This window comes from Mycetocola sp. Y791 (genome assembly GCF_059445325.1).
On the sequence record NZ_JCAIUC010000001.1, the window covers coordinates 598,374 to 622,666 of the forward strand.

The following is a 24,293-nucleotide window of genomic DNA, read 5'->3' on the forward strand; positions in this document are numbered from 1 at the left end:
ATCACATTAGGACAGGTCTTTCTCTCGGAGGTCGTCGGAACGGCGCTCCTCATCCTTCTCGGTGGCGGAGTCGTCGCCAACGTTGTGCTGTCGAAGACGAAGGGGTTCAACGGCGGCTGGCTGCTGATCAACTTCGGTTGGGGCTTCGCCGTCTTCATCGGTGTGCTCGCCGCTTACCTCTCGGGTGCCCACCTGAATCCGGCGGTGACTGTCGGTCTGGCTGCCGCGGGGACGGAGGAATTCGTGCCGGGGATTCCTGTCGACTTCGTGTCGGTTCTGACCTACTTCGGTGGGCAGATGCTCGGTGCCTTCCTCGGAGCGGTTCTCGTGTTTCTCACCTATAAGCAGCACTTCGACGAGTCGGATGACCCGGCTGCAAAGCTCGCTGTTTTCTCGACAGGCCCCGCCATCCGCGGCTACGTGTGGAACACCATCACCGAGGTCGTCGGCACGTTTGTGCTCGTGTTCGCCGTGATCTCGTTCAGTCGACAGGGTGAGACGCCGGGGCTCGCTGCTCTCGGCGCGCTGCCCGTTGCTATCGTGGTTGTTGCCATCGGTATTTCGCTCGGTGGGCCAACCGGATACGCCATCAACCCAGCCCGTGACCTCGCCCCCCGGATTGCACACGCCGTCCTGCCGATCAAGGGCAAGGGCACAAGCGACTGGAGCTACGCCTGGGTGCCGGTCGTCGGTCCGCTTCTCGGTGGGGCGATCGCCGGCTGGTCATCGCTCGTTTTGCTTCCGGTGATCTAGCCGGGCCCCCAGCACGGCGGAGCTCGCACCGCCGTGCTGCACACATCTGTTCACTACGAAGACACGACACATACAAGGGAGTACGACATGGCGGATTACATCATCGCAATCGACCAGGGAACCACGAGCACCAGGGCGATCATCTTCGACAAGTCAGGATCGATCATCTCGACGGGTCAGCTCGAGCACGAGCAGATCTTCCCGAAGGCCGGTTGGGTGGAGCACGACCCAACAGAAATCTGGAACAACACGCGTGAGGTGATCGGTCAGGCGCTCTCGAAGGCCAACCTCACCAGGCACGACATCGCATCCGTCGGCATCACCAACCAGCGTGAGACCGCCGTCGTCTGGGACAAGACCACGGGAAAGCCCGTTTACAACGCGATTGTCTGGCAGGACACGCGCACCCAGCCGATCGTCGACCGGCTCGCGGCTGACGGGGGAGTCGAGCGGTTCAAGCCGACCGTTGGCCTCCCGCTCGCCACCTACTTCTCGGGAACGAAGATCGTCTGGATCCTCGAGAACGTTGAGGGTGCACGTGAGAAGGCGGATGCCGGCGACCTGCTGTTCGGGACGACCGACAGCTGGGTGCTCTGGAACCTGACCGGCGGAACCGATGGCGGCGTTCACGTCACCGACGTGACCAACGCGTCGAGGACCCTGTTCATGGACCTCGAGACGCTGCAGTGGGACGACGAGATCCTCGCGGCGTTCGACGTGCCGCGGTCGATGCTCCCCGAGATCAAGTCCTCGAGCGAGATCTATGGGCACGCCCACAGCCACAGCCTCCTCCGCGAGACGCCGATCTCCGGCATCCTGGGCGACCAGCAGGCAGCGACGTTCGGCCAGGCCGCGTTCGACACTGGCGAGTCCAAGAACACCTACGGCACCGGTAACTTCCTCATCTTCAACACCGGCGAGGAAATCGTGCACTCGAAGAACGGGCTGCTCACGACGCTGGGCTACAAACTCGGCGACGCGAAACCGCACTACGCGCTCGAGGGATCGATCGCCGTGACCGGGTCGCTCATCCAGTGGCTGCGCGACAACCTCGGTCTTATCAACTCGGCGCCCGAGGTCGAAACGCTCGCGACGACGGTCGACGACAACGGTGGCGTGTACATCGTGCCCGCGTTCTCCGGACTGTTCGCGCCGTACTGGCGCCCCGAGGCGCGCGGCGTGATCGTTGGCCTCACCCGGTTCGTCAACAAGGGTCACATCGCTCGGGCAGCGCTCGAAGCAACGGCTTTCCAGACCCGTGAGGTCCTGGACGCGGTCAACGCTGACTCCGGTGTGGACCTGAGCGAGCTTAAGGTCGACGGTGGCATGGTCCAGAACGACGCACTGATGCAGTTCCAGGCCGACATCCTGAACGTTCCCGTCGTCCGACCGGTGGTCGCTGAGACCACCGCGCTCGGTGCGGCATACGCCGCCGGCCTCGCCGTCGGCTTCTGGGACAGCCTCGACGACCTGCGTGGAAACTGGCAGGAAGACAAGCGCTGGGAGCCGAAGATGGACGCCGAGGAGCGCGACCGGACGCTCCGTCTGTGGAAGAAGGCAGTGACGAAGTCGTTTGACTGGGTGGACGAAGACGTCCAGTAGTTCACGGTCGAACGGGCCCGTCCTCTCCGGAGGGCGGGCCCGTTTTCGTTGGAACCACCGGCGTGCCCCGGTCCTGTCGGCTGACTCGGCGAGTTGCTCTCACGGGACCCGCCCGGGAAGGCGATCTCATCGGTGACCGGTCGGTACGGTACGACGCGCAAGAACGAAACACAACGCGATCGAAGCAGCGACGAGCACGCCAGCCATCAGCCAGAGACCGGCACCCGTGCCGAACGCATCGGTCAGGCCGAAGACGGCAAGCGGCCCGATGGCTGCTCCCACGTCGCCAGCGGTGCGAGTGATTCCGATCACCGCCCCCGCTTGAGCAGGGCTGTACGTCTCGCCCGTCACCACGCCAGGCACAATGTTCGACACGCTTGTGACGACGCTGTAGAGAACAATTGCGATGCCAAAACCGACAGGCTCGTTCACAACGGGAAGCACGAGGAGGACGATGGACGCGCCAATCGCCGACGCGAGGACGACGCTATATCTTCGACCGGCATCAACAGCGCGCCCGATCGGCCCGAGCACGATGAGGCTCACGACCGTTCCAGCGGCGAGGGCAACACCGAGGCTGATCGGGGTCATTCCGCCCGTGTCATAGGCGAGGACGGGTATCAGTCCCTGTTCGCCAGCGAATCGGGCGAAGAACGCCGCGAAGGAGATTCCTGCGAGGGCCACGAGGAGTCCGACGTCGATGGCGGGACCGACGCGACCCGACGACGAACGGAGGGAACCGTGCTGTTGATCCCAGAAGAGTGTCGCAGGGCGAAGCGCATCCCACAGGACAACGAGTACGACCGGAATCGCAGCCGCGATGAACGCACCGTGAATGCCAGAAACGGTGAGTGCGATACCGCCGAGAAGTGCCCCGACAGCCGCTGAACCCATCTGTACGACGGTCGCTGTCGCCATGGTGCGTCCCCGCCGCTCGGGCGGGGCGCCAGTCACGAGAACGGCGAATCCGATGGTGACTGCAGCCCCGCCCAACGCGCCGGCCACTATCCGTGCAGCAATCAACAGCGCGGCATCCCCGATAAAGCCCGTCAGAGCGGTCAGGATCGCGAGGGCGATGAGAACACTCCGCAAATATCGACGGGGGTGCCACCACCGCAGCGCGATGCCAGCCGGAATGTTCGCGATCACGCGGCCGACAGCAAAAGCCGCGATGATGGGGCCGAGTACGGCGACTCCAAGACCGAAACGCTCCACGTAGACGGGGAGAACCGGCACGATGGCGCCCCACGTCATTTGAGCCGCACCGATGAGTGCGCAGATGAGCACGGTTTGCTCGCGCTGACCGGAAACCCGGCTTAGATTCATGCGCGCAGGTTCGCGCGAAGGGTCGAGCCCGCATAACGGGGGGCGAGCGCGCCACGTCGGCGGAGTTCGGGCACAACGAGTTCTGCGATGTCGGCGAAACCCGAAGGCATCGCGAGCGGGGTCGTGAACATGTATCCACCGCGACTTCCGGTAGCTGCGAAGTTCTCCTCGACAGCGTCAGCGATTTCAGATGGTGTGCCGCACAACGTATGGTCCAGCCCGGATGCGCTGCGCCACGCGTGCTCAAAGAACTCCGTCTTGCTGACCGAATGTTCAGCTCCGAACTCGGCAACGAGCATTCCCACAAACCCCGCTGGCGATGCTCCACTTGCGACGATGAGCTCCTGAAGTTCGCCTAAGACAATCGTGGGTGGCAGGGAGGAGAAGTCGAAGCCCGAGTTGTGCGAGACGTAGGCGCCCACCGCCTCGTCGCTCCAAAAACTCAGCATTTCGTCCCGCCTGGTCATAGCCTCTTGCGGTGTCCTGCCGACGATCACCTGTGTTGCCCAGAGGATTCCCACCTCGGCAGGGTCTCGTCCTTCCGTGCGTAGCGCAGCATCCAGCGCCTCACGATGACGTTGTTGTCCCTGAAGAGAACCGCCGAATCCGAAGATTACGTCGGCGAATTTTGCCGACGTTGCAATTCCCTGCGGCGAGCTCCCCGCTTGAACGAGGACCGGTGAGACCTGGGGGCTTGGTACCGAACTGAGTGGTCCCTTGACAGTGAAGTGCGTGCCGCGGTGATCGATAGCGTGCACCTTGGACGGATCCGCAAATCGGCCGGTCTCGCGATCCATCACAATCGCGTCGGGCTCCACCGATCGCCAGAGAGCCTGGCAGACATCGATGAACTCTTCCATGCGCTCGTACCGTTCAGCGTGTCCCCGTAACTCATCCATGCCGTAGTTCGCGGCGTCAGCGAGCCGCGTCGAAGCGACGACGTTGAACGCCAGCCGACCACCTGTGACGTGGTCCAGAGAGTTGAGGAGGCGGGCGACATAGAACGGATGCATGAACGTGGAGGAGTAGGTGAGCCCGAAACCGATGTTGTCGGTAACCGCAGCCATCGCCGCGATGAACGGACTCATGTCCTGGCGGGGCCACTGAATTCCCCATTCCACCGCTGCATCGATGGACCCGCGCCAGGTGTCGGGGATACCGCTGCCGTCGCCGAAGAACAGCATGTCGACGCCTGCACGTTCGGCCGTGATGGCCAGTTCCTGAAACATCCGAACGTCCGGGAATTCCCGTCCGACCCATGATCCAGCACGGGCCCAGCGACCTTCGGTGTGGGTGAAAGAAAGGTCGAAGGCAATGTGCATGCCGCTCATCGTGTTTCTCGATTCTCGCGCCAGATGTGCTCAATCTCTTCCGCTGACGTCACGGCAGCGACGTGCGTAGACAATTGCTCCAGGGCGTTTTTGTGCATCTGACGGTCGTAGGCGGCGGAGGCGTCGGCCGCGACGAGGACAGGCCAGTCGAGTTGGAATGCGTCCTCGGCGGTGGCTGAAACGCAACAATCTGTGGTGAGGCCGACCACAGTAAGCCAGGTAACCCCGCTCTCACGCAACGTCCGCTCGAGGTCCGTGCCAAGAAAGCCGCTATACCCTCGCTTCGTGACACGTGTTTCGCCGTCGGCAGGAATCACACGAAACCACTCAGCCCCCGCAGTCCCGATCACGCATGGCTCGGACTCCGAGGGATGGTTGCGCTTACCGAAACGTAACCACGAACTTGAACGCCACGGGCGATCCGGGTCGCTCGCCAGCTCGACCCAGATCACGGGAACCCCGAGACGGCGGGCGGACGCGACGAGATCAATCGTCCGCGTGACGGCTGCGTCGATCTCGGCGAGGTCCTCCTCGCCGAGATCGAAGTCACGGAGATGATCCGGGTCTCCGAAGGAGCGCTGTACATCCACAACGATGAGCGCCGGCCGTTCCTCGCTGCCGGAGAGCACAGACAGTCGGCGTTGCTCGAGAGTGCTCATGCGGCCAGCTCGTTCGGAGTGCGCAGCAGAGGGAGTACGTACGTGCCGAACGCGGGCATATCCTCCATGTAGTCGGGGAAGATGAGCATGAGTCCGTCGAGCTGTGCGCCGTCAACGACCTCACGAATGTGCTTCGCGACGGTTTCCGCGGAGCCAGCTACGTAAGGCGTTTGAAATGCCTCGGTGCCCTTCGCGCCTTCCGCCCACGCCATCGCCCGTTCCTGATCCCATCCCCACGCCTGACGCATGTTCGCAACGGCCACGCGGTCGAGCCCGTCGGCGTAGAGCTGCACTCGCTCCTGTGCGGCCTCATCGGTCTCGGCAAGCACGACCGTGAGCATGGCGTACGCGTTGCACGAACGAGCTTTTGACTGAGCGCGCTTATGCACGTCAACGGCCAGTTCTCGCATCTGCTCGATAGTGGGGACGTCGAGGAAGGCACCGTCGGCATAAGTGGCCTGGAACTCTCGGCCGCGTTCTGACCGCCCGGCGGAAATGATTGTCGGACGTGTGGCTGGATGTGGACGCGATTCACACGCCGTCAGTGTGAAGAACTCGCCATCAAGGTCGACGCTGTCTTCGGTCCAGAGCCGGGTTACGGCCTGAGTCCACTCCTCGGTCATGCTGTATCTCTGTTCGTGAGTCATGTCCTCGTCCCACACCCCCATCTGCTGGAACTCGGCGGCATAGGCTCCATTGACGATGTTCATTCCGGCACGGCCGTGTGAGATCTGTTGCAGCGTTGTGAACACCTTTGCGGCGAAGGCCGGATGCACCAGGTTGGCGTGGACGGTAGCCCAAACCTTGACCCGTGTGGTGGCTTCAGCGAGCGCCGCCATCATTGTCATGGATTCGATCGACTCACCCCAGTGGTCGGTGCTGCCGCCGAACCCGCGCCACTTCGCCTGAGCCATGATGAAGTCGAGTCCCATGTCTTCGGCCATCACCGCGGCGCGTTTGTTGTAGTCGTAGTCGGCGGGTGGGTATGGGGCGGTGTCGGAAACGAGCCAGCCGCCAGCGGCGACGGGGAGGAACACTCCGTACTCGGTGTTTGTCATTGTTTTCCTGTCTGTGATGTCGAAGGTGAGTGAGCGGGCTTGATCAGCCAGGAACGAATCCGGGAGACGCGACCGTCTGGGAAGAAAATTCTCGAATTATGGAGCGGGCCAAATGAGTGACGCATCCTCGTAGAGCGAGTCGATGAAACGTGTGTCGAAGAGCGCGGCTGCGTCTTCGGCAGACAGATCCTCCGAGAACATGTTGTAACCCGCGAGCATGGTCCGGAGAGATTCAACGTTGGCCAAATCGATTGCCCCGCGGTTTACTCCGTCAACTTCGCTTTCCTCGACAATCTCGAGCTCGGTTTCCCAGACCTTGAGGTTGTGTTCAGCGTCGTAACCTTCGCCACTGAGGTCTGATGCGAATGAGACGCACTCTTCCCCGTTCTTGCCGCAGTAGTCCAGCGCTTTCAACGCACCCCGGAGGAAGTCCTCGACCACGGTGGGGTGCTTCTTGGCAAAATCGGGGTTTACCGCGAGCGCACCGAGCGACGACGGAACTCCGAAGTCAAACGGCCGCCAAACGGTAACTTCATTGCCGGCAACCTCAAGCAGATTCGGTTCGTTGGAGAGGAAGCCCGTGAGTGAGTCAACTTGTTTTCGCGGGAGGATCGTGGGGTCGTAGCCGACAGTGACCTGCTGCATGCTGGCGACATCTGCTCCCGCGTCGTCGAGCATCGCTTGTACCGCAGCGGGCAGGACGCCCTTGTGGCCCAGGGTTGAGCCGTCCAGGTCGGTCAGATCGTCGATGTCGGGGTTGGTCATAAGGACTTCAAGGCCGACGTTCGAATAGGAAGAGATTCCGATCATCTCGATTCCGTTGTCAGCTGCGAGCAGGACGTCCTGCTGGCTCACCGCCGTGAACTGAACCGTGTTTGCCGCGATCAGCTGAGAATTCTGGCCTGTGTCCCCGGTGCCTGGTTGGATTTTGACGTCAAGACAGAGGGCGTCGAAGTAGCCAAGTTCTTCTGCCGCGAGGATTTCGAGGATGGATACGGATGCCTGGTACTGGTATCCGGTGAGGTATCCGACCGTGCCAGCCGCCTCGTTTTGCGCGCACCGCTCGGCGGAGATCGCGGATCCCACTTTTTCCTTGCCGGACGCGCCGCCCGCGTCAGCGGTGCTGCACGCGCTCAAACCGGTGAGAAGGGCAGCGACGCCCACACTCGCGGTGACGATGTGATGGAAACGTTTTTTCATCTGGTTCTCCTGGTGGTGTGGCGGATCCGGGCAGGGGGTATCTCGGAAAGGGAGGTATGAGAGGAAGAGCAGGACTGGCGCGGCGTCGAATCGCTAATCGACGTCGCCGATTCGCGAGTCGTGCCAGTGCAGGGCTTTGCGTTCAACGGCCGTCACGATCGCCAGGAGTGCGGAACCCAAAACGGCGAGAACGAATATGGACGCGTACACGACAGGAAGCCGGTTGTTTGAGCTCGCTGTTGAGATCACAGTTCCGAGACCCTCCGCCGACCCGGGAGCAGCCATTTCGGCAACGACCGCTCCCACGATGGACAGCGGAAACACGATCTTGAGCGCAGCGAACAGGTATGGCGTCGCACTCGGGATTCGAACGTGCCACAGCATCTCGGCGCGCGAGGCCTTGATCGTTGTGTAGAACTGCAGGACAGGGCCAGGAATCGAGCGCAGGCCAATGGAAACGTTGATCAGAATGGGGAAGAAGCAGCAGATCGCCGTGACGATGAGTTTCGGTTCCGGTCCGAATCCGAACGCGACGACCAGTACCGGGGCGATAGCGACGAGTGGGGTGACGTTCATCACCACGGCAAGGGGCATGATCGCTCGGCGGATAACCGCGACCTCGCTCATGAGGATCGCAAGCACGAAGGATCCCGCGAAAGCGATCGCAAGTCCGAGAATTGCCTCCTGGAGGGTGACCCATGCATTCAGGACGTAGAACTGCGGGTTGCCGGTGAGCGTCGCGAAGACGGAATCGAGTGGCGGAAGCAAATAGGGCATGGTTGCTGCTCCCACGAGCCACAAACCCGCCAAGGCTGCGAGCATTATCAGCACGGGGAGAGACCGGCTGGGCCGCAGGAACTTCAGGTGCGATTTCGGGTGGCGAGGATTCAACCGCGAGAAGGTTGGCGCGGCTCCGCGGGTTGCGAGGACCGCCGGTGCCACCTGTGCCTCTGCTGTCGTCATGCGGACACCCTCTCAGCACTCGTTGCGGGTTCCTGCCAGGCATTTTGAAGACTCTCCCGGATCAGGTCTTCGTACCGGTGGAAAGCCGGCGTTTTGATGAGAGCAGAACTCCTCGGACGAGGGAGATCGATGTCGATGACGTCGACGATGCGACCCGGTCGCGGTGCCATCACGATGACCATGTCCGAAAGCCGCACAGCCTCGGTGACGGAGTGCGTCACGAACACGACGGTCGACTGCATTTCGTCCCAGAGATCGAGCAGCTGCTCCTGAAGCGCCTCCCGCGTGAACTCATCCAACGCTGAAAATGGCTCATCCATTAACATCACGTCTGGCCTCAGCCCAAACGCACGCACAATGGCTGTCCGCTGTTGCATACCACCGGAAAGCTCTGCCGGGAGTTTGTGCATCGCCTCCCCTAGTCCTGCGGCGCGGAGCAGCTCACGCATATACGGCTCCGCCCCGATCCCGCTTCCCATTTCGAGACCACGTGCCGCCGCTGGCCGCTTCTTCTCGCCCGACCGATTGATCTTGTGCGGCAGCATGACGTTGTGAAGAACATTGAGCCACGGGAGAAGAGCGGGTGCCTGGGGAACCAGACCAACCATCTTGGCCGAGCAGGCAAGCTCGGGCGTGACACCGTAAACGCTGACCTCGCCACCATCGGGTACCTCGAGTCCGGCGATGAGTCGAAGGAGGGTGGACTTGCCGCATCCGCTTGGGCCAATGATGCTCACAAATCGGCCGGGCATGATGTCGAGATCAACGTTGTCGAGGGCGATCATTGAGGATTCGCCGCTGCCGTAGATGCGGCGCGCTTTCTCAAGACGAATGGCAGGCACGGACGAATGGTCGATCATCACATCAACTTTCTGAAGGTGCGGTTTTGGTAAACGAGCGGCGTGCGTGCGTGGTGAACAACGTCGTCAACCGCAATAAGCAGCATCAGGTGGTCTCCGGCGGTGAGCCGACTCTCAACGCGGCCGACTATCGACGCCATGGAGCCTGAGATGACGGGCACGTGCGGATGTGACGGTTCCAGCTCGACACCGGTGAATTTGTCTTCGTGTTTGCGGGCGAAGTGCAGAGCGAGGTCTGCCTGGTCGTGCGCCAGCACGTTGACGACAACCAGATCGGTCGCCTCAAACGCGGGATAACAATCCGCGGTGTCCGCCAGAAATACAGCGACGAGTGGCGGTTCTGACGACACCGACGTGAAGCTGTTGGCGGTAAACCCATAATCGCGTCCGCCGTGACGGGTCGTAATCAGTGTGACGGAGGTGGCCATGTTGCCGAGCGCTGGGCGAAGCGCGGCGAGCGCGTCGGGGCTCATGCGAGGGTCCTGTGGACGTTCAGACCCGCGAGACGCCCGGACCGATCAGCGATGCACGAATGCCCGCTCACCTCCGGTCCGCTGGACACGGCTAAGGGGTTTTGGGCCCGGACGAATATCGACGACATGGTGCCTCCACGAACTCAGGGAATAGGTTCAACCGTGGAGAGCGTGCGAGGCGAATCGATACCGATGTGCCGCGCGGAGGTCCATCAGAATTTAAGCTAGGTGGCCGCTGTTACCGAGAGCGTCACTTTTCGTTTCGGGTTCGTAAACTCGTCGGCGAACAACGTCCGGAGTTTTTCATCGTCTCCGTAGACGAGCACCTCGATACCCAGATCCGCCGCGGCAAGCGTCGCCCATCCCGCCTTCGCGAACGCCTGGGCCACCGTCTCGGTCACGCACAGTACCGCGTGCGAGCCGGGAACAACCGCGCGCTTCAGCCACGCCAGCTTGAACATGTCCGCGTTGACCTTGTTGCGGTGTGCAGACTTGAACACGCCACTGTTCGTCACAAGTTGCACGAGCGTCGTGCACTGCTCGTCGGCGCCGTCCACCTCGAGGCGTGTCGCCTGATCGACAGCGATCGAGCATGGCTCGAGGGGAACGCCAAGTCGCTCACCGAGGGCGTTGAGCATTCGCCACTCGGTTGCCCCCTCGGCGAATCGGTGCAGAACACGTGCCCCTTGCCACTGTCGAGCTTCCATAGCCGTGATGGTAAAAGGACCGCGTTTCGGCGATGTTTCTGGGATATGTATGCGTCGTGTCCGTCGGTGTGCGGCAACTCCGCGGAGCGGCTACAGCTCGTCGAGCGACCCGATGATGCGCACCCCGGCGGCAGCTGCCGCTTCCCGGGCCGCAGCGATCGCACTGGTTCCCACCGGCGTCCCGTGCCCGAGCGCCCCGGCGACAACGTTCTCGCCGAACCGGTTGAGCCACACGCCGGTGAGTCCGGCATGAGCGGCGCCGATGGCATCCGTTTCCAGGCGGTCCCCAACGTACGCGGCGTCCGATGGCGCGACACCGAACAGGCGGCATGCCTCGTGGAAGATCCGCGGGTCAGGTTTCGCGAATCCCACGGCGCCCGACGCGATGACGTGTTCGAACCGGTCGGCGAGGCCGGTGCGGTCGAGCTTGACCTGCTGGTGGTCCGGTTCACCATTGGTGATGACGCCGACGCGGGTTCCGGCATCCGCCAACCGATCGAGGCAGGGGAGCGCGTCGTCGAACAGTCGCCAGCTCATCCGGTAGCTGTCGAAGTAGGTGTCGAACCAGGTATCGGCCTCGGCGTCGCCGAGTGAGACGCCGTGCGCGGCTGCAAAGTCCCGGGCACGCGCGCGGCGCTGGCCGACGAAGGTCAGCTCCCCGGAGAGGTAGCGGTGATAGTGCTGCTCCTCGAGCGAGTGCCAGAGAGTCACGGCGGCGTCGCGGTCGTTGACCTCGAGATGCCCGGGAACGAGATCGACGTGGCGCAGGATGCCACGGGAGACAGCACCGCGATGGTCGAGCAGCGTGTCATCGAGGTCGAACAGAACGACGGAAGGAGCGCTCACCGTGAGAGGACCTCTGCTGGCCAGCCCGCCGCGGGGCCCGGCCTGTCGGAGACGGTGAGCTCAGCGCGGTGGCTCGGCGCAAACTCACCGAACCGGGCGACCTCGGCACGACTGACGCCGGTGTACCGGAACCCGACCTTGCGGGCGACGAGCGCCGACGCAGGGTTGCCGATGAGCGCTTCCCAGACGATGGTGGTCTTCGGCCGGGCGCTGTCAGCGAACCACTCACTCTCGAACGCCCAGTCGCAGACCGCGGCGACGGCCTCGGGCATGTAGCCCTGGCCGCGCCACGGCGCGCCGAGCCAGAACCCGATCATGGCCTGGGAGTCGTTCCAGTCGCGCAGGGACACCACGCCAAGGATCGTCGGCTCGTTCCGGCGGCGGAGGGCCCAGGTCAGCTCCTTGCCGCTCGTCCAGCCCGGCTGGACCACCCTGGTCAGGAAGTTCTCCGCGTCGCGCAACCGGTACGGCTGCGGCACCGTCGTGAAGTCCTGGATGAGATCATCCTGACAGTACGCAAAGATGAACGGGACGTCTGCCTTCGCCGGCTCGTCGAGGATCAGCCGGTCGGTTTCGATGCGCACAACGTCCATGGAGTCAGCCTACCGGCGAGCTTTGTGTCGACGACGGCCTGCGTTGATCGGAGGCTACGAGCGCGGCAGCAACCCGACGCGCTCGTATGCGGCCGCGAGTGTCTTCTCGGCGACCTCGTTGGCCTTCGCGGCGTTCTGGGCGAGTAGCCGGTCGAGCTCGGCCGGGTCGTCGAGCAGTTCCAGTGTGCGGGTGCGCACCGGCTCGAAGACGGCGTTCACGGCGTCGACGACGCCCTTCTTGAGGTCGCCGTACCCCCGTCCGGCGTACTCGTCCACTATCGCGTCGATGGTCCAGCCCGACATCGCCGCGAAGATTGTGAGCAGGTTGGACACACCAGGCTTGGCCTCGCGGTCGAACCGGATCGACGCTTCGTCGTCGGTTACCGCGCGCATGATCTTCTTCTGGTTCACCTTGGGGTCGTCGAGAAGCTTGATCAATCCAGCCTCGCTCTCGGCCGACTTCGACATCTTCGACTCCGGGTGCTGCAGGTCGTAGATCTTCGCCGTTTCCTTGAGGATGATCGGCTCAGGCATCGTGAAGGTATCGCCAAACCGGCTGTTGAATCGCCCGGCCAGGTCGCGGGTCAGCTCGAGGTGCTGCCGCTGGTCTTCTCCGACGGGCACCACGTTGGTCTGGTACAGCAGGATGTCGGCCGCCATGAGCACCGGGTAGGTGAACAGGCCCACCGTGGTCGAGTCGGCACCGAAGCGCGCCGACTTGTCCTTGAACTGCGTCATCCGCCCGGCCTCGCCGAAGCCGGTGATGTTGTTGAGCACCCACGACAGCTGCGCGTGCGCCGGCACGTGCGACTGCACATACAGCGTGCTCTTCGACGGGTCGATTCCCGCCGCGATGTACTGCGCGGCCGTCGACCTGGTGCGGGCCCGCAGCTCGTCGGGGTTCGGCGAGCTGGTCAGCGCGTGCAGGTCGACGACGCAGTAGTAGGCGTCATACTCGGCTTGCAGCGCAACCCACTGCTGCAGCGCCCCCACGAAATTGCCGAGGTGAAGTGAGTCGTTCGACGGCTGCATTCCGGAGAACAGTACGGGCTTGGTCATGAGGGTCCTTTGGTAGCTGTGCCCGGTGTGGGCGAAAGTTTTCTTCGGTAGAACGGATGCCGCGGGGCGCTCGAATCGATCGGCTCACGATATCGCGCCGCCTGCGCTGCGAGAGGCTGTCAGATCGCGTAGTCAACAACGACGGGGGCGTGATCGCTCCATCGCTCGGCGTGGCTGGCCGCCCGGTCGACCCGGTAGTCCTTCACCGTTGCGGCGAGCTCGGGAGTGGCGACGTGGTAGTCGAGTCGCCAACCGGTGTCGGTGTCGAACGCGCGCCCGCGCTGCGACCACCAGGTGTATGGTCCTTCCACCTCACCGGCCCAGGTGCGGCCGACGTCGACCCAGCCGAGTCCCGGACCGGTTGTTCCGTCGACGCACTCGACCTCTTCGCCGCGCTGGCCGAAGAACCTGTCGAAGTACGCACGCTCCTTCGGGAGGAAACCGGCGTTCTTCCGGTTGCCCTTCCAGTTCTTGATGTCGAGTTCACGGTGCCCGACGTTAAGGTCGCCGAGCACGACCGCATATTTCGAGTGTGCAGCAATCTCGGGAAGGCGCGCGGTCATGGCATCCAGGAACTTGTACTTCTCCACCTGCTTCGGTGTGTTGTCCTCGCCGGAGTGAACGTAGGTGGACACCACTGTGATGATCTGGTCGCCGACCTCGTAGTCGGCTTCGAGCCAGCGGCCCGCGCTGTCGAAGTCTTCGGCACCGAACTCGACCCGGTGAATGTGTGCCTTGGCGCGGCTCACAATGGCGACACCGGCACGTCCTTTGGCCGTCGCCGGGTCGTGCAGGATGTCCCACTCCGAGCCGAGCAGGTTTTCGAGGTCACTCGTCGCTGCCCGGACCTCCTGAAGAGCGAGGATGTCGATGTTCGAGGCGTCGAGCCAGTCGCCCATTCCCTTGCGGAACGCCGCTCGTACTCCGTTTGTGTTGACCGAGGCAATGCGAAGCGGGGAGGAAGTTGACATTCCTCCAGTTTAGATCAGGGCGGTGGCACGCCCCTGAGCGGCCGCGGAGACTTGCAGAGGTGGGCGCCCCGCGTCAAGGGAATACCATATTGGGCGGGTGAAGGGGCAGAATGGTGCGACAGGCGCGCTCCGAGGGCTGAGGGGTACCCGGCCTGTACTGTTTTGAGACGGTTTGAGGGACGAAGTGACGACACTGCAGCGCACACGCATACGACCGGACTACCGCTATGCCATGACGAACCAGGGCCAGCCGTGGATCTACATCGCCGGGGACTCGATACTCGTGGCCATTCGCACTCCGTCGGAGCCGGCTGTGGTCGAGGCCCTCTGGGCCCTGGTCCACGGCGGTTCTGCGACGTTCGATCAAGTGACAGCCACAGTGCCGAACACGCGCGACGGAGCGCCTGCGTCCTTCGTCGTCGTCGAGCGCGCCGACGAGGGCGACAGCGGGTCAGCGCTCACCCTGCTCGTCCACGGCGATGGTGTGCTCGACCTGCGGGTGAATGAAGAGTGGCAGCGCATCGCCCCTCCGGCCGGTCAGGCCTGGTTGCGTGACTCGGTCACCGGTGTCTCGGCGTTCGCCACTGGCGCGCTCTCCCCGGGTTCCGGTTCCCCCGCCGGCGGAGTGTCGTTCCCGCTCGGGGCCGGAGTCATCGTCGCCAACCGGATCGACTGGTCAGCTGTCGCAGCGCCGACGGATGACGCGGTTCCCGCCCCGAGTTCAGCTCAGACCGAGACGACCGCGACACCGGCGGGCGCCCAGGCCCCTGATGCTTCAGCAGTCCCTGCGCCAGTTGCTCCGGCGTCGGCAGCCGCGCCAGGCGCATCATCGGTTACGCCAGCGGATGTTTCTCTCGCAGCGGCGGCGGGGCTCCCGCCCGTTCCACCATCCCCGTCAGCGCCCCCGGCCGACACGCCGTCCCTGACGCACCGTCCCGCTGCCGCCAGGCAATATTCGCCGGCCGAGACCGACACCATCATCCGCCCGCCGGTTCAGCGAGTGAAGGCGCAGGACGATCCCCAGATGCGCCACGACGGCCAGACGGTGCTTCGCCGCGACATCGCACCGCCGATCGAGGACGAGACGGTGCTGCGCGAAGCCCCGCTCGTGCCGGATGACCCCAAAACCCTCCTGTACGGTTTCCGCATCAACGGTGGCCAGGCGTACCCGCTGGACGCGGTGCACTACTTCGGCAGAAACCCACGGCAGCCCCGCATCCCGCTCCCGGACCCGTCACGCCTCGTTCCCGTTGTCTCTGCGTCGAAGTCGGTGTCTGCGACGCACCTCGAGATCAAGCAGATCGGCGACTCCATCGTCGCCACCGACCTCAAATCGACCAATGGTACGTCGGTGATCGCACCGCAGAGCCACTGGCAGCGCTTGCGCGCCGGGGAGAGCGTCGTCGTTATCCCAGGCACGTTTATCGACATCGGCGACGGCAACGTCATCGAAATACTGCCCCCCTGGCCGGGGGTATAGAAGTTTTGGTTTCTCCCTAGAATGGGAGAGAGGCCGAGGGGATTGCGGTAGTTGTTTTCCTTGTGCCCGTGAGCCGTCCTCTCGACGCGCAATTTCCAGATTGGGAGGACCATTTGCGCCGCTTGCCATCACTGCCTCCCGCTCTCCCGGGTTTCTCCTTTGTGCGGATTCTCGGTTCAGGTGGCTTCGCCGATGTCTTCCTGTACGAACAGGACAGCCCGCGCCGACAGGTCGCCGTCAAGGTGATGCTCTCCGAGTACGTCAACGTGGAAGTGCGCCGGATGTTTCAGGCGGAGGCAGACCTGATGGCGCAGCTGAGCCCTCATCCGGCGATCCTCACCGTCTATCAGTCGGGGGTCGCCTCAGACGGTCGGCCATACCTGGTGATGGAACTGTGCTCGGCGACGATCGGCGAGACATACCGTGATGACCCCCTGTCGGTCTCGGAAGCCCTTCGCATCGGCATCAAGATCGCCAGCGCCGTCGAGACGGCGCACCAGGCGGGTGTGCTGCACCGCGACATCAAGCCGGCCAACATTCTCATGACCGCCTACGGCAACCCCGTGCTCAGCGACTTCGGGATCGCCGGAACCCTCGGCGAGTCGGTGATCGACGACACAGTCGGAATGAGTATCCCCTGGTCAGCGCCGGAAGTGCTGCACAGTGAGACGAACGGGACGATCGCGAGCGAGGTGTTTTCACTCGCAGCGACGACGTACTCGTTGCTCGCCGGCCGGGCGCCGTTCGAGACCCCGCGACAGGACAACTCCTCGGCGTCGTTGATCTCCCGTGCGAGCAAGGGCAAGCCAGAGCCTCTCGGCCGCACAGACGTTCCGGACAAGCTCGAGCGCGTCCTGGCCCGCAGCATGTCGCGGCGTCCTGAGCAGCGTCCGCAGTCCGCCATGGAGTTCATTCGCGAGCTGCAGGGCGTTGAAGCCGAACTCGGCTTCGCCCAAACCCAGCCAGATGTCGCCGTTCACGCCTGGGCGCAGGCCGCCGTGGTGGACAACGCCGACAGCACCCGCGTCCACTCGATCCGCACGGTGGATCCCGGCAGACGGCGCCGTCGCACGGCCGAAGACGCCTTCCAGAGCCCCGGCGCCACCCGCGGCGCGGCCAGGGACTCCCGGTCAACGCCCGTCGCTGACCGAAGCTCGGGGGGCCAGGCGCCGCTCACGCACGGCCCCGCTTTTGTGACCGCCATCGTTATCTGCAGTGTCCTCGTTGTGCTCCTCGCCGTGACCACGGTCTTCGTCCTGATCAGGACCGCGGCATCCGACGCCATCCCGACGGTCGCTAATGTGGCCGCAGACCTTCGCGGGTCAATCGTGGTGTTCAGCTGGCCAGACCCGGGAATCGGAGACAGGGACTCCTTCCAGATCCGCATGCCGGACGGCGCGGCATCCATCCAGAAATCCACCGAATTCACCGTGGACGCCGAGCCGGGCGAACGTGCGTGCATCACGGTGCGGGTGATGCGGGACGGTGCTCTCGGTCCGTCGAGCAGCGAGAAGTGCGTCGACGTGCCGACTGGATCCGGCTGATGATCAGGGCCTGGATTCGCAAGCGCCGGTCGCTCATCGCGACGTTGACGAGTGGCACCGTAATCTGTGCCCTCATTGCGACGGCTGCGGTGATCTCTGACGGATACCGGGCACAACAACTCGATCTGGGCGACGGCGCGGTCTGGGTGGTCAACCAGGAGCGACAGGCCATCGGCCGCGCCAACACCCAGGTTTTTGAGCTGAACACAGCGGTCCGCGCAACCTCGACGCAGATCGAGGTGCTGCAGTCCGGAGAGACAGTGCTCCTCGTCGACAGGGTGCGCAGCTCGTTCGACATCATCGATCCGACGACCTCCGAGGTCACCGAGAGCGTCCCTCTGCCGCCGGGCGATACCGAGGTTGCGCTCGGCACCGAGCGGTTGGTGGTCGAGTCCGGCGGCGACATCTGGTTCGTCCCGCTCGTCGACCTCGCGACCTTCGATGCTGAGTCAGCACCGGCACTCTCTCTCGGGGCGGATGCCGTCACGTCGGTCAATGCGGACGGGGACCTGTTCGTCTTCGCGCCGGAAACCAGCAGCGTCTATCGGGTGCCGGCGGACTCCGACGCGGCCACCGACGTCACCGAGGTTCCCGAGCCGACCGGTGGCGTGCAGCTGAGCTCCGTCGGCCCGGATTTTGTTCTGCTCGACGAGGCAGAGTCGAGCATCAGCTTCGATGGTCGAATCGTGCAGCTTCCGGATGCGACAGGTGCCAGGCTGCAGCATCCGTCCACGTCGGGTGACCGCGTCCTGGTCGGACTCGACGGTGGCATCGTCGCGGTTCCGCGTGGTTCCGACGATGTAGCCGTGCTGAGAGACGGGGCGGCGGGGGCAGCGACCCGGCCGATCATCGCCGGGGACTGCGCGTACGGCGCGTGGTCGGACGGGTCGGTATTCACCGAGTGTGACGGCAGCGCAGACACCGCGCAGATCGACGGGCTCTCCGCGGCCGCGAACCTCGTCTTCCAGCCCAATGGTGCGCACGTGCTCCTCAACGACGTCGTCGGCGGAAATTCCTGGGCGGTTCAGGCGGGCAACCGGGTGATCGACAACTGGGACGATCTCGTCGCCCTCGACGATGACGAGCTCACGGTCGAGGACAACAACGAAGACACGCCCCCCGAATACGACGAGACGCAACAGCCGCCGACGGCCGTCGCCGACGACTTCGGCGCGCGGCCAGGGAGGACATCGCCGCTGCTCGTTCTCCTGAACGACTTCGACCCCAACGGTGACGTGCTGATGATCGACTCCGTCACATCGCTCCCGGAGAGCGCCGGGCGGGTCGATATCGTCAACAACTCCCAGCAGTTGCAGGTCACGCTCACGGTGGGCGCGACAGGCACCCACCAGTTCGACTACACCATCTCAGACGGCAGGGGCGGAACCGCGACGGCCACTGTCACAGTTGCGGTTCGCCAACCGACGGAGAATGCAGCGCCGGCCCAGTTGAGGACGACCAAGGCGTCGGTTGCGAGCGGGGCCCGGCTGTCGCTCGCCGTCCTCGGCGACTGGGTCGACCCTGACGGTGACCCGTTCTACCTGACCCAGGCGAGTGTTGCTGCTCCCGACCTCGTCCAGCACACGCCAGACGGCACAGTGATCTTCACCGACGCAGGCCTCGGCGGCACGCTCAAGGAGATTGGCCTTGTCGTGTCAGACGGCTCACTCGACGGCACCGGCACCCTCGCGGTCACCGTGGCACCGGCGGGAAGCGTCCCCATCATCGCTGAATCGTTCCCCGTCATCGCACTCGCGGGTCGCGAGGTCGAGGTCGCGCCGCTCGTGCACGCCCGCGGCGGCTCCGGTCCGCTCCGGCTCGCCAACGTGCCGGCGAAGGACGGCGCGACGATCACCCCCGACTACGACAGCGGGACTTTTCGGTTCACCAGCACCGAGACGCGCACCCACCACATCGACTTCTCGGTCACGGACGGGACCGTGACAGCAACAGGGGTCGTCCGGATCCAGGTGATTGCCCCGCCCGACGCCGGGGCGAAGCCGGTCACTGTTCCACACACGGTGTTCGTCCGCGAGCAGAGCAGCGAGACCGTCGATGTGCTCGCCGGTGACTTCGACCCCGCCGGTGGCGTCCTGGTCCTGACCGGGGTGTCGAATATCGCGCCGCTCTCCGGCGTTCGGGTGGAGATCCTCGAACAGCGGATGCTGCGCATCACCCTGACCGCGCCGCTCGAGGCTCCGCTCTCGTTCAACTACAGCGTGTCGAACGGTGTTGCCGTTGCCGATGGCACGGTCACCGTGGTGGAGATCCCCAACCCGGTCAAGCGGCAACCGCCAGTGGCCTTTCCCGATACCGTTTCCGTGCGCGTCGGCGATGCCATTGATGTTCCTGTTCTCGCGAATGACACTCACCCTGAGGGCGACCCGCTGACGCTTGCGGCCGAGCTCGCGAGCCCGTTGCCCGAGCGCGGTGGGCTGCTCTTCACCGCGGGAAACATGTTGAGGTACCTCGCGCCGCAGACGCCGGGAAACTACACGGCGGTCTATCGGACGACGGCACCCGACGGGCAATGGTCGGACGCGCAGGTCACGTTTACCGTGCGCGAAGCCGACCTCGTCTCGAACGCGGCACCCGTGCCCAAGACGGTCGTCGCCCGGGTGTTCTCGGGCGAACGCGTCCGCATTACCGTCCCGCTCACCGGGATAGACCCGGACGGGGACTCCGTTCAGCTCATCGGGCAGAGCTCGAACCCGGGCAAGGGAGCCGTCGTCGGCGCCGGAAATGACTGGTTCGACTACGAGGCGGGGGCATACTCGGCGGGGACCGACAGCTTCGAGTACACGGTCGTCGACGCTCTCGGAAAACAGGCGACGGGACTCGTGCGAATCGGGATCAGCGCCAAGCTCGATGGCTCCCGTGTGCCGGTCGCCACGCCTGATGAGGTGCTCACCCGACCGGGATCGACTGTTGCCGTTCGCGTGCTGGCGAACGACTCAGATCCCGACGGCGGCGCGTTGACCGTGATCGGTGTCGAGCCGACGGGAGAGGGCGCGACCGCGGCCATCGACGGCGACGTGGTTCGCGTGACCGTTCCGAAGGGGGAGGGACGGTACGGCTTCATCTATGAGATCGAGAATGAGGGCGGCAACACTTCGAGTAACTTCCTCACCGTGGTCGCCCGTGACGATGCCCCACTCGCGCGCCCCATCGCATCCGACGTCGTCCTTACCATCGACGACATCCGCAATCGGGTGGTCATCGATGTCAACGTCCTGAAGAACGTCTTCTGGGCGGACGGACCGGCCTCGGAGCTCGACGTTTCAGTTCCGACGGGGTTCAGCGAGCTCGCCTCGGTGACGCCGTCCAAGCGGGTGCGGGTGACGCTCAGCACCGAGTCGCAAATAGTGCCGTTCCGGGTGAGTAACCCCGATGATCCCTCGGTTGGTGCCCTGGCGTTCATCTGGGTGCCAGGGCTCGATGCCGCCCTGCCGCAGCTGCGGCCTGGAATCAAACCGATCAGTGTGGTCAGCGGAGAGCCCGTCGTTATTGCGCTCAACGACTATGTCATCGCGGCCGCAGGGAAGACGGTGCGGCTGACGGATGCCGCCAGGGTGCGGGCGACGAACTCCGATGGTTCTGACCTCGTCGTCGACGCGTCAACACTTCGATACACGAGCACCGAGCTGTATTTCGGGCCGGCGTCGATCTCGTTCGAGGTCACGGACGGCGAGAGCGCGAGCGATCCGAACGGCAAGGTCGCAACGCTCGTTCTTCCGATCGAGGTGGCGTCCCGCGATAACCAGCCGCCCGTCTTCACCGGGGGTTCGATCGATTTCGAGCCGAGCCAGGTGAAGACCATTGACCTGGTCAAGCTCACGACGTATCCGTACGCGGATGATGTGGACGAACTGGAATACCGGGTGCTTGACCCTCGTCCGTCCGGGTTCACTGTGTCGATCCGGGGGCAGGAGCTCACGGTGACCGCTGCAGCCGACATCGAGCGCGGCGCATCGCCGAGCATTCTCATCGGTGTCCGCGACGCGGTGAATGACGGGGTGGCCGGTCGCATCCAGCTTGCGGTCGTGCCGTCGACGCGGCCGCTCGCTGTGCCGGCCGCCGACACGGTGATCGCCCAGCGGGGCACGTCGACACCGGTCGACGTGCTCGCCAACGACAGCGCAACCAACCCGTTCCCCGGCTCACCGCTCCGCGTGGTCGCGGTTCGCGGCCTGGATGGAGGAAACCTCCCCGCCGGGGTCAGCGTCGTGCCGAGCGCAGACAACTCCCGGTTGACGGTCACCGTCGCACAGGATGCCGCGGCCATCGATACCTCACTCCAGTACCAGGTTGCTGATGCCACTGGCGACCCGGCGCGGTACACGTGGGGCGCGGTACGAATCTCGGTCCAGGACCGCCCTGACCCTGTGTCCAACCTGCGTGTGACCGGATTCGGCGATCGGAAAATCTCGCTGAACTGGACACCGGGCGCGGCCAACAACTCACCCCTCTCCGGCTTCGACGTCGAGTTGTTCAGGGCGGGAACCCAGACCTCGCTCGGTGTCACGACCTGCGCATCCACGTCCTGCGAGGTCCCTACAGCGGGCAACGGCAGGGCGAACGCGGTTCGCGTTGAGGTCAGCGCACGCAACGCGAGGGGCGAGTCAGACCCGGTCCGATTTGGCGAACCGGTCTGGTCCGACGTCATCCCCGCCGCTCCGACCGGCCTGTCGGCCACGCCGCTCGACGGGGCCCTGCTGCTGAGCTGGAACGCGGTTCCGCGGCCGGGGCAGGGCAGCGATGTGCGGAACTATCAGGTGACCGTCGGGGGAGTATCCCGTGGTGAGATCAGCGCGTCCTCGTGCTCATCGACGTGCTCCACGCGTATCGGCGGCCTCAGCAATGGATCGAGCGTCGAGTTCTCGGTGTCCGCCCGCAACGACGCGATTCCGGCGCTCACCACCTGGAATGCCGCTTCGGACTCGGCAAAGCCTTTCGGTGCTCCTCGCGGCGGCGCAATCGCCGTATCGAGTGACGCCGCGAGTGCCAGCGCGACGGTCAGCTGGAGCGAGTTCGACGGAAACGGGGACCCGATCGGTGGATACTTCGTCGGGCGGTTGAGTTCCGGCTCAGCACCGTCCGACGCCTGCACGGTGTCATCGCCGCCGCCGGGGCAAGTGTCCGCACCCACAACAGGTGGCGCCATCGAGGACGTCGTTGCCGTCTCGCCAGGTACGTTCAGCCACACTTTCGACAACCTGACCAACGAAGGTTCGGGTTACTCGTTCGTGGTCTGGGGATACAACAGGGCCGGGTGTGCGGCGACCGAGGTGAAAACCGACATTGTCCGGCCGCTGCCCGGCGCCGTTTCTGTGACCGGGACCATGCGGTTCACCGACCCCTCTGAGACCGAACGCGATTATGCCGTCACGTCTGTCGCGCCAGCCGGTTTCACCTACGAGATCAGCATTCCCGGCAGCGGCAACTGGGAGGCGTTCAGCGGAAGCGGCTACCCGCGCCAGCTCCTCGGACTCGGCTTCGGCCAGCCCGTGTCGTTCGAGATCCGTGCGTGCAACACCTGGGGCAACCAGGCCTGCGGGCCGGTATCGCTGGACACGGCGCCGGAGCCATCGATCAGCCTGACTCCGTCAGCGCTGTCATACGATGCGACCCTCGCTACGTGGAGCTGGGCAGCCGATCCTGATAACGGTTCACTTCCTGTTTCGTATTCGTGCGGGGCAGTGAACGACGCGACAATCACGGGGACCCGGACCGGGAACACTTGTGTCCTGAGCGCCCATCCCGCCGATAGCCAGGTGTGGATAGACGTCGTTGTAAAGGTTGACGAGGTCGACTACAAGAAATCCTTCTTCAGGCCATGATGGAGTCGACGGAATACCGCGTGAACCGCGGCATCACGAAAGGCACAACCCAGATGACAATGACATCCGAGCAGGCCACCTGGTTTGCGGGCGTGTGCGACCAGCTCGTCGAGAACGTCGAGCAGGTGCTCCTCGGCAAGAATCACGTGATCCGGCTGTCCTTCGTCGTGCTTCTCAGCCGCGGGCACCTCCTGCTCGAGGACGTGCCAGGCACGGGAAAGACCTCCATGGCCCGCGCCATGGCCGAGAGCATCGCCGGTGTCGCCAGCCGTGTGCAGTTCACGCCGGACCTCCTGCCGGGTGACATCACCGGTGTCAGCATCTACGACCAGCGCAGCGGGAGCTTTGACTTTCACCGCGGCCCCATCTTTGCGAACATCGTGCTGGCCGACGAGATCAACCGCGCAAGCCCCAAGACCCAGTCAGCGCTGCTCGAGGTCATGGAGGAGGGGCACGTCACAGTTGACGGGATCACCCACCCCGTCGGCACCCCGTTCATGGTCATCGCGACGCAGAACCCGGTCGAGCAGGCCGGCACCTACCGCCTGCCGGAAGCGCAACTCGACAGGTTCATGATGAAGACGTCGATCGGCTACCCGGACCACCAGTCCACGATCCGGATTCTCGAGGGCTCAGACCAATCGGAAGCGGTGGAGTTGACTCCGGTTGTTCCGGCGTCGACCATCGCCGAGATGACCCGACTCGCCACAACAGTGCACGTCGACGCGTCACTCCACGACTACGTCGCGAGGATCGTTGAGGGCACGCGGCAGGCCGCAGAGGTGCGGCTCGGGGCGAGCGTGCGCGGGGCGCTGTCCCTGGTGCGTGCATCGAAAACGCTCGCTGCGGCATCCGGCCGGTCATTTGTCATCCCCGACGACGTCAAGTCGCTGGCGGACACGGTGCTCGCGCACAGGCTCATTCTCGACGCCGAAGCGGAGTTCGACGGGGTGAATCCGTCGAACGTGATAGCCCAGGTCCTCATCGATACCCCACCACCGCGCGACGCGGCTGCGGCCTAGGACCGC

General features: G+C 64.3%; 19 protein-coding genes. 6 read left to right on the forward strand and 13 right to left on the reverse strand.

Annotated elements, in window-relative coordinates; translation table 11 throughout:
• Nucleotides 1–753, forward strand: a complete 753-nt coding sequence (locus AC1C2N_RS02830; RefSeq protein WP_495433072.1) for an MIP/aquaporin family protein — start codon at nucleotides 1–3, stop codon at nucleotides 751–753.
• Between the two features lie 87 nt (nucleotides 754–840).
• Nucleotides 841–2,355 (forward strand): glycerol kinase GlpK, encoded by a 1,515-nt coding sequence (gene glpK / locus AC1C2N_RS02835; RefSeq protein ID WP_483405507.1) that lies wholly within the window; start codon nucleotides 841–843, stop codon nucleotides 2,353–2,355.
• 126 nt (nucleotides 2,356–2,481) lie between these two features.
• Here the strand turns inward: glpK and AC1C2N_RS02840 are convergent, their stop codons facing one another.
• The 13 genes from AC1C2N_RS02840 to AC1C2N_RS02900 form a co-directional block, all read right to left on the reverse strand.
• Nucleotides 2,482–3,681 carry an MFS transporter gene (locus AC1C2N_RS02840; protein ID WP_495432799.1) on the reverse strand — a complete coding sequence of 400 codons (1,200 nt, stop codon included), beginning with the start codon at nucleotides 3,679–3,681 and terminating at the stop codon, nucleotides 2,482–2,484.
• Complete coding sequence (locus AC1C2N_RS02845; protein ID WP_495432801.1) at nucleotides 3,678–5,012, reverse strand: NtaA/DmoA family FMN-dependent monooxygenase; 1,335 nt, start codon at nucleotides 5,010–5,012, stop codon at nucleotides 3,678–3,680. The genes AC1C2N_RS02840 and AC1C2N_RS02845 overlap by 4 nt, the downstream gene beginning before the upstream one ends.
• On the reverse strand, nucleotides 5,009–5,671 hold the full coding sequence (locus AC1C2N_RS02850) for a cysteine hydrolase family protein (protein WP_495432802.1): 663 nt from the start codon (nucleotides 5,669–5,671) through the stop codon (nucleotides 5,009–5,011). Before AC1C2N_RS02850 ends, AC1C2N_RS02845 begins: the two co-directional genes overlap by 4 nt.
• Nucleotides 5,668–6,729, reverse strand: a complete 1,062-nt coding sequence (locus AC1C2N_RS02855; protein ID WP_495432803.1) for an LLM class flavin-dependent oxidoreductase — start codon at nucleotides 6,727–6,729, stop codon at nucleotides 5,668–5,670. The genes AC1C2N_RS02850 and AC1C2N_RS02855 overlap by 4 nt, the downstream gene beginning before the upstream one ends.
• A 96-nt stretch (nucleotides 6,730–6,825) precedes the next feature.
• Nucleotides 6,826–7,929 carry an ABC transporter substrate-binding protein gene (locus AC1C2N_RS02860; protein ID WP_495432805.1) on the reverse strand — a complete coding sequence of 368 codons (1,104 nt, stop codon included), beginning with the start codon at nucleotides 7,927–7,929 and terminating at the stop codon, nucleotides 6,826–6,828.
• Nucleotides 7,930–8,022: 93 nt separating this feature from the next.
• Nucleotides 8,023–8,706, reverse strand: a complete 684-nt coding sequence (locus tag AC1C2N_RS02865) for an ABC transporter permease (RefSeq protein WP_495432807.1) — start codon at nucleotides 8,704–8,706, stop codon at nucleotides 8,023–8,025.
• 182 nt (nucleotides 8,707–8,888) lie between these two features.
• Nucleotides 8,889–9,734, reverse strand: a complete 846-nt coding sequence (locus AC1C2N_RS02870) for an ABC transporter ATP-binding protein (protein WP_495432809.1) — start codon at nucleotides 9,732–9,734, stop codon at nucleotides 8,889–8,891.
• Nucleotides 9,735–9,751: 17 nt separating this feature from the next.
• Nucleotides 9,752–10,225, reverse strand: coding sequence for a flavin reductase family protein (locus AC1C2N_RS02875; RefSeq protein WP_483405515.1), 474 nt, complete (start codon nucleotides 10,223–10,225; stop codon nucleotides 9,752–9,754).
• A 224-nt stretch (nucleotides 10,226–10,449) separates the two neighbouring features.
• Nucleotides 10,450–10,932 (reverse strand): hypothetical protein, encoded by a 483-nt coding sequence (locus AC1C2N_RS02880; protein ID WP_495432810.1) that lies wholly within the window; start codon nucleotides 10,930–10,932, stop codon nucleotides 10,450–10,452.
• 90 nt (nucleotides 10,933–11,022) lie between these two features.
• Nucleotides 11,023–11,778 carry an HAD family hydrolase gene (locus tag AC1C2N_RS02885; protein ID WP_495432811.1) on the reverse strand — a complete coding sequence of 252 codons (756 nt, stop codon included), beginning with the start codon at nucleotides 11,776–11,778 and terminating at the stop codon, nucleotides 11,023–11,025.
• Entirely contained in the window at nucleotides 11,775–12,371 is a 597-nt protein-coding gene (locus tag AC1C2N_RS02890; RefSeq protein ID WP_495432812.1) for a GNAT family N-acetyltransferase, read from the reverse strand. The genes AC1C2N_RS02885 and AC1C2N_RS02890 overlap by 4 nt, the downstream gene beginning before the upstream one ends.
• Nucleotides 12,372–12,425: 54 nt before the next feature.
• A complete protein-coding gene (gene trpS / locus AC1C2N_RS02895; RefSeq protein WP_495432813.1) occupies nucleotides 12,426–13,430 on the reverse strand; it encodes a tryptophan--tRNA ligase in 1,005 nt (334 codons plus the stop codon).
• 119 nt (nucleotides 13,431–13,549) lie between these two features.
• Entirely contained in the window at nucleotides 13,550–14,401 is an 852-nt protein-coding gene (locus AC1C2N_RS02900; protein ID WP_495432814.1) for an exodeoxyribonuclease III, read from the reverse strand.
• Between the two features lie 184 nt (nucleotides 14,402–14,585).
• On the opposite strand from AC1C2N_RS02900, the gene AC1C2N_RS02905 reads away from it, so the two are divergent.
• The 4 genes from AC1C2N_RS02905 (at nucleotide 14,586) to AC1C2N_RS02920 (ending at nucleotide 24,287) form a co-directional block, all read left to right on the forward strand.
• Nucleotides 14,586–15,881, forward strand: coding sequence for an FHA domain-containing protein (locus AC1C2N_RS02905; RefSeq protein WP_495432815.1), 1,296 nt, complete (start codon nucleotides 14,586–14,588; stop codon nucleotides 15,879–15,881).
• Nucleotides 15,882–16,003: 122 nt separating this feature from the next.
• Nucleotides 16,004–17,425 (forward strand): serine/threonine-protein kinase, encoded by a 1,422-nt coding sequence (locus tag AC1C2N_RS02910; protein ID WP_495432817.1) that lies wholly within the window; start codon nucleotides 16,004–16,006, stop codon nucleotides 17,423–17,425.
• Entirely contained in the window at nucleotides 17,395–23,265 is a 5,871-nt protein-coding gene (locus AC1C2N_RS02915; RefSeq protein WP_495432818.1) for an Ig-like domain-containing protein, read from the forward strand. The genes AC1C2N_RS02910 and AC1C2N_RS02915 overlap by 31 nt, the downstream gene beginning before the upstream one ends.
• A gap of 53 nt (nucleotides 23,266–23,318) precedes the next feature.
• On the forward strand, nucleotides 23,319–24,287 hold the full coding sequence (locus AC1C2N_RS02920) for an AAA family ATPase (RefSeq protein ID WP_495433073.1): 969 nt from the start codon (nucleotides 23,319–23,321) through the stop codon (nucleotides 24,285–24,287).
• The last annotated feature ends 6 nt before the right edge of the window (nucleotides 24,288–24,293 follow it).

What these genes read in the sequence shown, in the direction of transcription:
- glpK (WP_483405507.1), top strand. Translation starts at nt 841, where the DNA reads ATGGCGGATTACATCATCGCAATCGACCAGGGAACCACGAGCACCAGG.
- AC1C2N_RS02840 (WP_495432799.1), bottom strand. Translation starts at nt 3,681, where the DNA reads ATGAATCTAAGCCGGGTTTCCGGTCAGCGCGAGCAAACCGTGCTCATC.
- AC1C2N_RS02845 (WP_495432801.1), bottom strand. Translation starts at nt 5,012, where the DNA reads ATGAGCGGCATGCACATTGCCTTCGACCTTTCTTTCACCCACACCGAA.
- AC1C2N_RS02850 (WP_495432802.1), bottom strand. Translation starts at nt 5,671, where the DNA reads ATGAGCACTCTCGAGCAACGCCGACTGTCTGTGCTCTCCGGCAGCGAG.
- AC1C2N_RS02855 (WP_495432803.1), bottom strand. Translation starts at nt 6,729, where the DNA reads ATGACAAACACCGAGTACGGAGTGTTCCTCCCCGTCGCCGCTGGCGGC.
- AC1C2N_RS02860 (WP_495432805.1), bottom strand. Translation starts at nt 7,929, where the DNA reads ATGAAAAAACGTTTCCATCACATCGTCACCGCGAGTGTGGGCGTCGCT.
- AC1C2N_RS02865 (WP_495432807.1), bottom strand. Translation starts at nt 8,706, where the DNA reads ATGCCCTATTTGCTTCCGCCACTCGATTCCGTCTTCGCGACGCTCACC.
- AC1C2N_RS02875 (WP_483405515.1), bottom strand. Translation starts at nt 10,225, where the DNA reads ATGAGCCCCGACGCGCTCGCCGCGCTTCGCCCAGCGCTCGGCAACATG.
- AC1C2N_RS02880 (WP_495432810.1), bottom strand. Translation starts at nt 10,932, where the DNA reads ATGGAAGCTCGACAGTGGCAAGGGGCACGTGTTCTGCACCGATTCGCC.
- AC1C2N_RS02890 (WP_495432812.1), bottom strand. Translation starts at nt 12,371, where the DNA reads ATGGACGTTGTGCGCATCGAAACCGACCGGCTGATCCTCGACGAGCCG.
- trpS (WP_495432813.1), bottom strand. Translation starts at nt 13,430, where the DNA reads ATGACCAAGCCCGTACTGTTCTCCGGAATGCAGCCGTCGAACGACTCA.
- AC1C2N_RS02900 (WP_495432814.1), bottom strand. Translation starts at nt 14,401, where the DNA reads ATGTCAACTTCCTCCCCGCTTCGCATTGCCTCGGTCAACACAAACGGA.
- AC1C2N_RS02920 (WP_495433073.1), top strand. Translation starts at nt 23,319, where the DNA reads ATGACAATGACATCCGAGCAGGCCACCTGGTTTGCGGGCGTGTGCGAC.